The 12,743-nt window shown below is 47.5% G+C and carries 11 protein-coding genes; 6 read left to right on the forward strand and 5 right to left on the reverse strand.

Going from position 1 to position 12,743, the window contains the following annotated elements:
- Positions 1–32 precede the first annotated feature (32 nt).
- The 4 genes from DF182_RS05625 to ytxJ form a co-directional block, all read right to left on the reverse strand.
- Entirely contained in the window at positions 33–791 is a 759-nt protein-coding gene (locus DF182_RS05625; RefSeq protein WP_113614680.1) for a hypothetical protein, read from the reverse strand.
- Between the two features lie 203 nt (positions 792–994).
- The gene (gene aroQ / locus DF182_RS05630; protein ID WP_113614681.1) at positions 995–1,453 is read right to left on the reverse strand and encodes a type II 3-dehydroquinate dehydratase; all 459 of its coding nucleotides are present in this window, start codon (positions 1,451–1,453) and stop codon (positions 995–997) included.
- Between the two features lie 38 nt (positions 1,454–1,491).
- A complete protein-coding gene (locus DF182_RS05635; RefSeq protein ID WP_113614682.1) occupies positions 1,492–2,067 on the reverse strand; it encodes a UbiX family flavin prenyltransferase in 576 nt (191 codons plus the stop codon).
- A gap of 34 nt (positions 2,068–2,101) precedes the next feature.
- Positions 2,102–2,434, reverse strand: coding sequence for a bacillithiol system redox-active protein YtxJ (gene ytxJ, locus DF182_RS05640; RefSeq protein WP_113614683.1), 333 nt, complete (start codon positions 2,432–2,434; stop codon positions 2,102–2,104).
- 350 nt (positions 2,435–2,784) lie between these two features.
- Between ytxJ and DF182_RS05645 the strand changes: the two genes are divergently transcribed.
- From DF182_RS05645 to DF182_RS05660, 4 genes are all read left to right on the forward strand, one after another.
- Complete coding sequence (locus DF182_RS05645; protein WP_113616786.1) at positions 2,785–4,143, forward strand: UDP-N-acetylmuramate--L-alanine ligase; 1,359 nt, start codon at positions 2,785–2,787, stop codon at positions 4,141–4,143.
- A gap of 59 nt (positions 4,144–4,202) precedes the next feature.
- A complete protein-coding gene (locus tag DF182_RS05650; protein ID WP_113614684.1) occupies positions 4,203–4,976 on the forward strand; it encodes a 3'-5' exonuclease in 774 nt (257 codons plus the stop codon).
- A gap of 73 nt (positions 4,977–5,049) precedes the next feature.
- Positions 5,050–5,790 carry a polyprenol monophosphomannose synthase gene (locus DF182_RS05655; RefSeq protein WP_113614685.1) on the forward strand — a complete coding sequence of 247 codons (741 nt, stop codon included), beginning with the start codon at positions 5,050–5,052 and terminating at the stop codon, positions 5,788–5,790.
- A 102-nt stretch (positions 5,791–5,892) separates the two neighbouring features.
- Complete coding sequence (locus DF182_RS05660) at positions 5,893–6,783, forward strand: DMT family transporter (RefSeq protein ID WP_113614686.1); 891 nt, start codon at positions 5,893–5,895, stop codon at positions 6,781–6,783.
- Here the strand turns inward: DF182_RS05660 and DF182_RS05665 are convergent.
- A complete protein-coding gene (locus DF182_RS05665) occupies positions 6,780–7,529 on the reverse strand; it encodes a DeoR/GlpR family DNA-binding transcription regulator (RefSeq protein WP_113614687.1) in 750 nt (249 codons plus the stop codon). The genes DF182_RS05660 and DF182_RS05665 overlap by 4 nt on opposite strands.
- A gap of 305 nt (positions 7,530–7,834) precedes the next feature.
- Here DF182_RS05665 and DF182_RS05670 point away from each other — a divergent pair, with 305 nt between their 5' ends.
- Together DF182_RS05670 and DF182_RS32105 are read left to right on the forward strand one after the other, a co-directional pair.
- The gene (locus DF182_RS05670; protein WP_161964068.1) at positions 7,835–11,005 is read left to right on the forward strand and encodes a SusC/RagA family TonB-linked outer membrane protein; all 3,171 of its coding nucleotides are present in this window, start codon (positions 7,835–7,837) and stop codon (positions 11,003–11,005) included.
- Positions 11,006–11,016: 11 nt separating this feature from the next.
- Positions 11,017–12,690, forward strand: a complete 1,674-nt coding sequence (locus tag DF182_RS32105; protein WP_161964069.1) for a RagB/SusD family nutrient uptake outer membrane protein — start codon at positions 11,017–11,019, stop codon at positions 12,688–12,690.
- The last annotated feature ends 53 nt before the right edge of the window (positions 12,691–12,743 follow it).

Consider the following 12,743-nt stretch of genomic DNA (forward strand, 5'->3'; position numbering starts at 1 on the left):
CCCTGCTACGCAGGGCGGCCTGCTGCTCCCGATCAACGGAAGTAATCAGCTGCCCTGCGTACTTTCTCTACCCACATACCGGAAGAAGCCTTTACCACATACTCGCTCAACCCCACTTTATTAGCTCCATAAGCCCAGTCATAGGTATATCCCATCCGCGTCCAGGGATAATGGTAATCTGTTGCCGTTACCAACGGACGGTAGTACGCATAAATGATGTAATTGTTAAACCACGTAACATAATCCACCGGTGCAGAAGGAATCAGTACAGGACCGGCTGTAGTGGTATTAATGGCCGGATCTCCTGCCGGACGGAACAAATTAACGGCCTTCACCCACACTTCCGCAATATGCGTATTGCTCTTGGGATTCACCGGCGGCAACCCCAGCAGCTGGCTGACACGAAGGATCGTATCGGAAGTGGGCGTAAAACTCTGACCAATCCGGGTTTTCATCTGTTTTGGAATAAACAGCCAGGACTCGCCCCACGTATTGGTAATGGAATCGCCTTCCGGATAACTGGTCGGAAAACGCATAAAAGTAGCCATCAGTACATAAGTCTGACCATTAATCGTCTTCCATTGAAGATTGGGATTACTTTCTGTGATAGCCCACAGGTTTTTGGAGATCTTGTTACTGTCCGTAATCATGGCATCCGCTACAGCATGCGCATACAGCGTATCCAGATTGTAAACCGGTGTCACAGGATCATCATGTTTTTTACAGGAGGACAGTACAAAGACCGATAGGAAAAAACAAGCGAGCAGCTTGCCACTGAAGGTGTTTTTCATAGCAATGGTTTTGAAATAGAGGTTTTGAAATAGAGGTTAAACTCGGTTGTGGTTTTGAGTGCCCGCAAATAACTACTTTTCAATGACTTTCCCAACTGTGATTTATGTGATACTGAGGATGCTCCTGATATAGGGAGATAAAAGAGCAGCAGCCATTGATATACATCAATGGCTGCTACTATTAATCAAATGTTCTTTGGCTTTTATTGAAAGCTGGGTGGTTTTACCGCAAAATCAAATTCGATACTATTTAAAAAGTGCTGCACACCCAGCCGATACCCATTCATACCTAATCCGCAGATGGAACCTACACATTTGGCCGCGATAAGGGAAGTATGCCGGAATTCCTCCCGGGCATATACATTGCTGATATGAATTTCGATGACAGGTGCTTTGATGGCTGCGATGGCATCACGGATGGCTACGGAAGTATGGGTATAACCACCGGCATTCAGCAGGATACCATCATAGGAAAAGCCGATCTCATGGAGATGATTGATGATCTCTCCTTCCACGTTGTGCTGGAAATAGCTGAGTTCTACAGCAGGAAAACTTTTTTGCAGCTTCTTGAAATAATCTTCAAAAGACTCACTGCCGTAGATACCGGGTTCCCGCTTGCCCAGCAGATTGAGATTAGGCCCGTTAATGATGGCTATCTTCATGATGATGATAAAGTAGGTTGATGAATAAACGAAGATAATTATTCTGCTTTATTATCACTGCCCCAGCGGAAGGTTTGCTGCTCCACGCCGGCCAGGTCTACAATACGGTCCACTACAGTGGCTGCTACCTCTTCAATGGTGGCAGGCAGACTGTAATACGACGGTGTAGCCGGACAGATGATTCCGCCCGCCAGTGTTACCGCTTCCATATTACGGATATGCATCAGGTTATAGGGCGTTTCCCTGACCACACAAATCAGTTTACGCCTTTCTTTCAGCACCACGTCCGCCGCCCTCGTGATCAGGTCGTTGGAGATACCCGTGGCAATACGGCCCAGGGTGCCCATGGAACAGGGGCAGATAATCATGGTATTAAATCTCCCGGAACCGGAAGCAAAAGGAGCGTGAAAGTCCTGTTGGGTATAAAAACGGAAAGGCAGCTGATGATAATCTTCGTTCTTCAGTTCTGTTTGCCAGACAGTCTTGGCATTCTCGGTCATTACAACGGCTACTTCATCCAGCTGGTCGGCAGCGGCATGCAGCTTGTTAAGCAACTGCCTCGCATATATCGACCCGCTGGCACCAGTAACTGCTACTACTATACGATGTTTCATGTGCTATACGATATGATAGCACAAAGCTAGTCTATTATCCGTTCAGGTGATCGGCAATCTCATCCATGTTGATACCGTTATGGCTCTCATCATAGGTACATACTCCGTTACGGATGAGCAGCACCTGGGGTGATTCGTGCTGTACCTGGTAAGTGTGCGCTATTTGGCCAGACAGGTCGCGGTAAGCAATCAGATCGAGATAATAAAACGTTAACCCATCGGGAGCTGCTGCACGTTCAAGCCGGGATTTGGCCATCGAACTGATAGAACACCGCGTGCTATGTTTAAAGATCACTACCGGCTGATGAGCAGAAGCCACATTGATTTCCTGCAATTGTTCCTCACTGGTTAACGTTTTCCAATTCATTAGTTAGCTCATTTTATTATGATGTGCGGCTGGAGCCTTCGCCATTCCCCTCATCGGACAACCTAATTTCTGACGGCTTGCGCACGAAGTTAAGAAAGCTGCAAAGATACACACCATACCTGCGCAGCCCAAAATTCTTACAAACGATTTCATAATGGGAGAAGATTTAATAAGTAAACGAAATTTCATAGGAATTTATGATACGACAACTTTTTTAATAGTCTTTTGTAACGTTATTTTGCAAATATAAATAATACATTAAAAAAAACAACTATACCATTTTAAGATTAGGTAACTTTTTGGTATCAGAAGATATCAAAGTTATCTTTTCGGACATATTTTTCCCGGTTATGGCAAAAGTACATTTTATTGCAATTGGTGGAAGTGTAATGCACCAGCTGGCCATCGCACTCAGGCATAAGGGTTATGAGGTGACAGGCAGTGACGACGAGATATTTGAACCGGCATTGTCCAATCTCCGGCAGGCAGGCATCCTGCCCGCCTCACTCGGCTGGGACCCCACCCGCATCACCGCCGATATAGACGCGGTCATATTAGGTATGCATGCCCGGGAAGACAACCCCGAACTCATCCGCGCCCGGGAACTGCAACTCAAAATCTACTCTTTCCCGGAATACATCTACCAGGAAAGTAAAAATAAAACAAGGGTAGCCGTAGGTGGCAGTCATGGTAAAACCACCACCACCGCCATGATCATGCATGTGCTGCAGTACAACCAGCAAGCTTTTGACTACCTCGTAGGCGCCAGACTGGAAGGGTTTAACCAGTCCGTTAACATCACCGACGCACCGCTCATCGTCTGCGAAGCAGATGAATACCCGGCTTCCGTCATCGAAAAAAGACCCAAATTCCTCTTCCTGCACCCGCAGATAGCTATACTCACCGGCATCGCCTGGGATCATATCAACGTATTTCCTACTTACGAGATCTATGAGGAGCAGTTCGCCCTCTTCCTCCGTCAGATGGAGCCGGGCAGCGTGCTGATCTACAACAGCGGAGACACCGCCCTCAGCAACCTCGTGACCGCCGAAGGACGCCATCTCCGGCTGATACCTTATACCACGCCCATCCACATGATCCGGGATGGTGTAACCCGCGTGTTTTTTGATGAAGGATATGCCGATCTGGAAGTATTCGGAGAACATAACCTCCTCAATATGCATGCTGCCAAATTGGTGTGCAACGAACTGGGACTGTCAGACGAAGCCTTCCTGGCCGCTATCGCCTCTTTCAGAGGTGCTGCCAAAAGACTGGAACTGGTCGCTAAAAACGATCACAGTGTCATCTACCGCGATTTTGCCCATGCCCCTTCCAAGGTGAAAGCCACCATGGAAGCCACCCGGCAGCAGTTCCCACAACGCAGGCTCATCGCCGTACTCGAACTGCATACCTACAGTAGCCTCAATGCCAGCTTCCTCTCCCAGTACCAGGGAGCACTGGAAGCCGCCGATGTGGCCGTGGTATTCTATAGCAAACATGCCCTCGAAATAAAACGTATGCCCGACCTGGCACCCGAACTGATCATGGAAAAATTTGGCCGCACAGACCTTCATGTCTTCAACGACAGAGCCCGGCTGGAAGCCTTCCTGGAGGAACAGAACTATCACGATGCCAACCTCCTCCTGATGAGCTCCGGCACCTACGACGGACTGGATTTCCCATCACTGGAGAAGCTCCTACACAAATAATACCCTACATTTGCGGGATTAATTCAAAAACACAATAACATTAATAAATAAGATATATAATGCCTTCTTTGCTCCTCAAAAGGCCGCTGGCCGTAATCGATCTGGAAACTACCGGTACCAACGTGGCCACAGACCGCATCATCGAAATTGCTATCATCAAAGTATTCCCTGATAAATCCATCCAAAACAAAGTAAAACGTATCAACCCGGGAATGCCTATCCCTGCAGGATCTACAGCAATTCACGGTATTAAGGACGAAGACGTTAAAGATGCGCCCACCTTCAAACAGGCGGCCAACGAACTGAAAATGTTTATGGACGGCTGCGATCTCGCCGGATATAACTCCAACCGCTTCGATATTCCGCTGCTGGTAGAAGAGTTTCTCCGTGCAGAGATGGACTTCGATGTCTCCAAACGCAGATTTGTGGACGTTCAGCGCATCTTCCACCTGATGGAAAAAAGAACACTGGCCGCAGCCTATAAATTCTATTGCGACAAACACCTGGAAAACGCCCATAGCGCCGAAGCAGACGCCCTGGCCACCTACGAGATCCTGGAAGCCCAGCTGGGCCGCTACGAACACCTCCAGCAGGATATCGATGGACTGGCAGACTTTACCAAAGAAGAAGAATACATCGACTTTGCCCGTCGTATCGTTATGCAGGGCGGACAGGAAGTATTCAACTTCGGTAAATACAAAGGACGCCCCGTAAAAGAAGTGCTGAAGGCTGAGCCTCAATACTATGACTGGATGATGAAGGCAGATTTTCCGCTCAATACCAAGCAAAAACTGTCAGAAATCTATCACAATATGATGTTAAAAAAACTGTAATATTTTTCAGGAACGGGGTATCTTGCGTCGTAATTGAACTAATTTCGCAGTACACAAAACTTTATCGGCTGAATTGGAAAAGCTTGTCATTATTCCTACGTACAATGAGAAGGATAATATCCGCAACATCATTGACGCTGTATTTTCCTTACAGCAGAATTTCCATATCCTGATTGTGGACGATGGTTCTCCTGACGGTACAGGTAATATTGTAAAATCGCTGCAAAGCGAGTATCCCGGACAACTGTTCCTGGAAGAACGTTCCGGCAAACAAGGGCTGGGAACCGCTTACATCCATGGTTTCAAATGGGCACTGGCCAGAAGTTACCAGTACATCTTTGAAATGGATGCGGATTTCTCCCACAACCCCAAAGACCTGGTACGACTATACGACGCCTGCGCCAAAGGTGGTGCCGATGTGTCTGTAGGCTCCCGCTATGTCAAAGGAGGTAAAACTGAAAACTGGCCATGGGACCGTGCTGTACTGTCCTACGGTGCCTCTGTTTACGTAGGGATGATCACCTGGATGCCGGTAAAAGACCCTACCGCCGGTTTTGTATGTTACCGGAATACCGTGCTGGAAGCAATCAACCTGGACCAGATCCAGTTTGTAGGCTATGCCTTCCAGATCGAAATGAAATTTACCGCCTGGAAACTTGGCTTTACCATTGCAGAAGTACCCATTACCTTTAAAGACCGCCGCGAAGGATATTCCAAAATGAGCAAAGGTATCATTAAGGAAGGTGTATTAGGTGTGTTAAAAATTCAGTGGCAAAGTCTTTTCCGTAACTATAAAAAAAGAGTTACCAACTAAGGATAAATCGGCAGGAAACATGCGGCTCCCGCGAAGAGAAACTTCGTAGGTGCGAACCCGTGCTTCCTGCCGGTTTCAACGCAGGTCATTCTGACTGATAAAATGAAAAAAGCATTTCTCCAGCTGCATCTTTCTGTATTTCTTGCAGGATTTACCGGCATTTTAGGCAAACTTATCTCTCTGAATGAAGGTCTGCTGGTATGGTACCGGTTGTTGCTCACTTCGGTGACCATGTACATATTGTTCCGCCTTCAGGGCACCTTCCGTAAACTGCCCTGGAAAGATATTCTGCCGATAGGCGCTACAGGCGTGGTAGTAGCTTTGCACTGGCTGTTTTTTTATGGCAGCATCAAATATTCCAACGTCTCTATCGGAGTAATCTGCTTTTCGCTGACAAGTCTTTTTACAGCTATTTTTGACCCGCTGCTCAACCGCCGTCGTTTTGATATCGTCGAAATGCTGCTCAGTATGCTGACGCTTTTCGGGATTTTGCTGATTTTCCATTTCGATACGCAATACCGCACCGGTATCATATTGGGAATCATCTCCGCCATGTTCGCCGCTTTGTTCACCGTGTACAACAAGCGGCTGGTCAAACGTTTTGATACCAATACCATTACCTTTTATGAATTGTCTACTGGCCTGGTAGTGCTCTCCATCGCCTTGCCGTTTTATCTGCATTTTTTCCCTGTCACCTCCTTTATACCCGGCACTTCCGATTTTATCTACCTGCTGGTACTGGCATGGCTCTGCACAATATGCATGTACACGCTGAGCATGAATGCACTGAAAAAAATCTCTCCTTTTACTGTAAACCTCTGTTTTAATCTGGAACCAGTGTATAGCATTGTGATGGCGTTTATTCTCTTTCATGAGAACCAACTCCTCAATGGTGCTTTTTATATAGGGCTGGCCTGTATTATATTATCGGTGATATTACAGATGACCAGGGTGGCCTGGCAGCATAAGACGGGTAAAATGCTCGCCCATTAAAACAACTGCAGGTCGAGATGCTGATAGGCAGCCAGGAAATGGTTGTCGGGTTCCAGTTCTGTAATCAGATAGTTGATCTGGTTAACATCACACACTTTCATACGTTGGGAGGAATTCAGTTTTTCTGCAATACTGAGGACGGCCATTTTTTTGGAAGCCCTGAGCATCGCTCTTTTCACCTGTACTACTTCCCAGTCTGATTCTGTCATACCATCCTGTACAGAAAAACCATTGGCTCCCAGCAGACAGAGATCTACCTTAATATCCGCCAGCTGGTTAATAACGCTGGCGCCTATATGAATATGGGAGCTGCGGGATAATTGTCCGCCGATGGTGATGACGGTAAGATTGGGATGTTCCACCAGCTGGAGGGCTACCAGAGGACTGATGGTGAAAAACGTAGCCCTCAGGTTTTCCGGGATGGCTTTGGCCAGTTCTATCATGGAGGTGCCGCCGCCGGTGAGGATGACCATATCGTTCTTCAACAGTCTGAGTGTTTTTTCGGCTATTTGCTTTTTTGCAGCTTGCGCATATACAGTATTGCCTTCATTGAAAGGATAATGAAAAGAGCGGCCGATGGCGCCGCCATGAACTTTCAATACCTTACCTTCTTCTGCCATTTCTTTCAGGTCGCGTCGGACGGTGTCTTCAGAAATACTGAGCATGGCACTGATATCGGTTGACAAAACTTTGTTGTGCAGGTTGATCTGCTTCATTATAAAAGCCTGACGCTCTTCTTTCAACATGCTATGGGGAATTTTTTGCTTGCTCACAAATTTAAAAAATTCTAATTCAAATTAACGATGCGTGTTTTAGCAGTTTTTCGCATTAAATAAACGCAATTTCCATTAACTTGCTCCTTTTTCAAAAATTTTTACCTTACATTCATGCAGTAAAACGCATATAAATGCAAGATTCCGTGTACCTGAGAGACTATACCGCGTTCTGACCGTAACCATAAATGCTAGACAATCAACATAGTAATCACCTGTATTTTAACACGTTATATTTTAAAAACTATTCAAAACAGCCAACATCTAAATCTCGAAACATGAAGAAAAGGCTACTTTTCATTTTCAGTTTTCTGCTGGTTTGTGCGAGTTCCTGGGCCCAACAGATGGTCACCGGGATCGTACTGGACAAGAACAACCAGCAACCTATTATCGGGGCCACTGTCATGGCCGGTAAAAAGGGTACCGTAACTGATGTCAACGGTAAATTTTCATTAGACGCACCAGCAGGTACTGTTGTGGTACACGTAACCTTCATCGGATACCAACCACAAGATGTTTCTGTTGGCAAAAATGCTTTGCAAATTCTCCTTGCACCTGACCAACGCTCACTTGAGCAGGTAGTTGTAGTAGGATTCGGTACACAGAAAAAAGCCAACCTCACCGGCGCTGTAAACACCGTTGACATCGGCAAAACCATGCAGGGAAGGCCGATCACAGATCCTTCCAAAGCATTGCAGGGTATTTCTCCGGGCCTCAACATCCAGTATTCCAACGGAGGACTCACCGCAAGCCCTTCTATCAACATCCGCGGCGCCGGCTCCCTCAACGGTACCAGCCGTCCGCTGATCCTGGTAGATAACGTGGAAACACCAGATCTGACACTGATCAACCCGGAAGACATTGAAAGTATTTCTGTACTGAAAGACGCCGCCTCCACCTCCATCTATGGTGCCCGCGCCGCTTTTGGGGTAGTGCTGATCAAAACAAAATCCGGTGTGCGCAACATGCCAACAAAAATCACCTACTCCAACAACTTCGGTTGGAACTCTCCTACCAGCCTGCCCGACTTCGCAGACCCGGTAGCCGAACTCACCGGAATGATCAATGCCGCCAAACGTACCGGCCCTGCCTCTCCCGAACTCTTCGGTATGCAGCTGACAAAACTGCGTGATGGTATCATCAACTGGAAAGAGAAATATGCCAACAACCGTCAGGGCATGGAAATGGTACCTGGTGAAGACTTTGATCTCCCCACAGCCACCAGCCCGGCTTATTTCTACCGCGTCTGGAACCCGAAGGATATCATGTTTAAAAAATGGACCGCTCAGCAAATCCATAACCTGAACGTACAGGGCGGAAGTGAAAAACTCTCCTACTACCTCTCCGGTAGCTTCAATAATGCGGGTGGTGTTATGAAACTCAACCCCGACAACATGAAAAAATACAACATCACCGGTGCCCTGAATGCCGCTGTTACCAAATGGCTGGACCTGGACATGAAGATGATGTACCGTAACTACGAATACGACGCTCCTTACCAATATCAGAACTACTTCCAGTATATGTGGCGCTGGGGAGCCTACTTCCCTTACGGCACCTACCAGGGAAAATATTTCCGCCATACGCCCGGTTTCATGGCTAACGCCAATACCAATACGGTGACAGACAACTATAGCCGCATAAATCTGGGCGCTACCCTGAAACTCACCAAAGACCTGAACGTACGTGCAGACTACACCATTGGCCGCGATAACGTTGTTCGTCATGAAGTAGGTGGAAAAGTAATGCTGTGGGACTTCTGGCAGTCTACTATGCCACTCGCCAGCGTTGGTGGTGATGCAAACGACATCGTTACCTACAGAAACAGCCGCTTTAAAACCAATACTTTCAACATCTACGCCACCTACGATAAAAAGCTGGGTAAAGACCACCACCTGAAAGTAATGGCCGGTATGAACTCTGAAGATACTGATACCCTCGGTTTCTCCGCTTCCAGACGTTCACCGTTGGACCCTACCAAAGCTGAACTTCCACTGGCTGTTGGAGACCAGACTGTTGGTGGCTACCACTACATCACCGCCTATGCAGGTATGTTCGGAAGAGTAAACTATAGCTACAAAGACAGATGGTTACTGGAACTGAACGGCAGATATGATGGCGCCGCCTCTTTCCCTGCACACGACCGCTGGGCATTTTTCCCATCCGTTTCTGCCGGTTACCGCATCACTGAGGAAAATTTCATGCAGCCCTTCCGCAAAGTGCTGTCCGACATGAAACTCCGCGCATCCTATGGTAGCCTGGGCAACCTGGACCTGGGTGGAAAATATTATATCCCTGCTATCAACACCAGCAACGTCAACTGGATGGTGGGCAACAGTTATGCACTGGGCGCCGCAACACCTGTTCCGGTTAGCCAGAGCCTCAAGTGGGAAAGAGTACGCACCCTCGACTTCGGTACAGACATCAGCCTGCTCAATAATCACATCAACGTAACCTTCGACTGGTACCAACGTGTGAATGATGGTATGATCACCAGTAAAGCAGTACCTGGTGCCTTCGGTGCCAGCGCTCCAAAAATTAATGACGGCAGCCTGCGTACCCGTGGTTATGAAATATCTGTAGACGGTAACTACAACCTGAAAAAAGACTGGACCGTATATGGTACCCTCTCTTTCTGGGACAACAAAACCGTTGTTACAGAATGGAACAACCCTTCCATGCTCCTCACCCAAAACTATAAAGGTCAGGTGCTCGGAGAAATCTGGGGCTTTGAAACCGATCGTTACTTTACTTCAGATGACGATGTTAAAAACTCTCCGGATCAGTCCAAACTGGTTAGCGGTAACTTCAAATTCGGTCCTGGCGATATCAAATACAAAGACCTCAACGGCGACGGCGTAATCGACGGTGGTAAAGGTACCCTCGCCGATCATGGTGACCTGAAACGTATCGGTAACTCCCGTCCACGCTACCAGTATAGCATCCGCCTCGGCACCAGCTACAAACAATTCGATCTGGACGTACTGTTCCAGGGTGTAGGTAAAATGGATTACTGGGGTCAGGGAGACGTAACAACTCCGATGTACCGCGCTGGCGACATCCTGTACGCACACCAAATCGATTTCTGGACTCCGGACAATCAGGATGCCCGTTATCCAAATCCTTATCCAGGCAACAACAATGGTAAAGTACCAGGTCTGACTTCCCTGGACGGTAGCAATAACTTCTACCCTCAGTCAAAATATCTGCTGAACCTCGCTTACCTGCGTCTGAAAAATATCACCCTCGGCTATACGCTGCCGGATGAATGGACCAAACGCGCGCATTTACAACGTGTACGCATTTACGGTAGTGCCCAGAATATCGCAACCATCTCCAATGTTGGCTTACCGCTCGATCCGGAAATCACTACCGGTGAGGCCGGTATTTTCGGCAGAACCTGGCCTTTCCAGAAAACATGGTCTTGTGGTTTACAGGTGAACTTCTAAAAAACAGCAACATGAGAAAACGTAAATATTTACCCATTATATTGACAATTGCGCTCGCAGCTGTGGGTTGCAAGAAGTATGTAGATAAAGGTCTGGTTGATCAGTTTGACGATAATAACTTCTGGATTTCAGAAGATAATGTCCGCATGTATTCCTGGCCTTTCTATGAAATATTTAAAGGCTATGGCAACGGTAATGGCTCCGGTGATTTTTATTTCACCACGCTGAACGATGACCAGGCATCTCCCGCTATCTCGGTATTAACCACGGTAGTTCCAACTACATCCTCCAAATGGGATTTCACCCTGATCCGTAAAGCCAACGTGCTGCTGGAAAGGATCAACAAAGTGCCCATGCCGGATGATGCTAAAAACCACTGGAGAGGTGTAGCCCGCTTTTTCCGCGCCTATTCCTACTTCAACATGGTAAAGGATTATGGTGATGTACCCTGGATGGGCCGCGCCGCCGACATCAGCGACACCGCTTATGTATACAAATCCCGCGATCCCCGTGCTGCCGTAATGGACAGCGTGCTGGCCGACCTCGATTTTGCCTGTGCTAACCTCCGTGTAAAAGATCAGGAAAATACCATCAACCAGTACGTAGCCCTCGCACTTAAATCAAGGATATGTCTGTTTGAAGGAACCTGGCGCGAATATCATAAAGAGGCAAAACTGCCTGATGCCGCCAAATTCCTCCTGGCTGCCAAAGATGCCAGCGAAAAATTAATAAACGGTCCTTTTGCGCTGAACGCCAACTATACCACTACCTATAACTCCCTCGACCTTACCGGTAACAAAGAGGTGATGCTTTATAAAAGGTATGTGCCGGGTTATCTGGGACATAGTCTGATTGGTTATCTGACCAGCAGTACTACCATGAGTGGTCTTAATAAATCCGCTATTGATGCATTTGTATGCTCTGACGGATTACCTATCAAACTTTCTCCGCTGTACCAGGGAGATAATAATATCAAGGCCACCCGAACCAATAGGGACAACCGCCTGTTGCTTTCTATCGATACCGTGCTATGTTATCCAACCAACCTGGTATCCGGAAGAACCAGCACCACCGGCTATCGCCCTACCAAATTCCTGAACCCGCAGGTAGCCAACATCGTAGCTCCTTATAACGATACAGACGCTCCGCTTTTCTGGCTGGCAGAAGTATTGCTGAACTACGCAGAAGCCGCAGCTGTTCTCGACAAGCAGGGTCAATACACTTTCACTCAGGCGGATCTGGATAAGTCCATCAACAAACTGCGTACCCGTGCCGGTATTCCGATCCTGCAGACATCCGGTGGCGGACAAACAGCTGTAAACGGAGCAAGCTTCAGCGACCCTGCAAACAATACTCAGGTTTCCTCACTCATCTGGGAAATCAGACGCGAAAGAAGGGTAGAACTGATGCTCGATGGTTTCCGTTACTACGACCTGATGCGCTGGTCATTAGGCGACAACCTGACCACTACCACCAATCCGGATATCACAAAAGGTGCTAAAGTGCCTCCTCCACCAGCCGGCAATAAAGACCTGACCGTTGATGAAAACGGATATATCAGTGTATATAATGCCGGCATCAGCAGGGTGTTCAACAAGGATAAAAACTACCTGGAGCCTATCCCTAGTGGCCAGATCTCCCTCTATCCCGGCGGTAATCTGGAACAGAATCCAGGCTGGAAATAATATATTAAGCGCTTCGCATTTTTCCATATCCTAAACCATTGAAGGCCACGTTT

The organism is Chitinophaga flava (genome assembly GCF_003308995.1).
Taxonomy (GTDB): domain Bacteria; phylum Bacteroidota; class Bacteroidia; order Chitinophagales; family Chitinophagaceae; genus Chitinophaga; species Chitinophaga flava.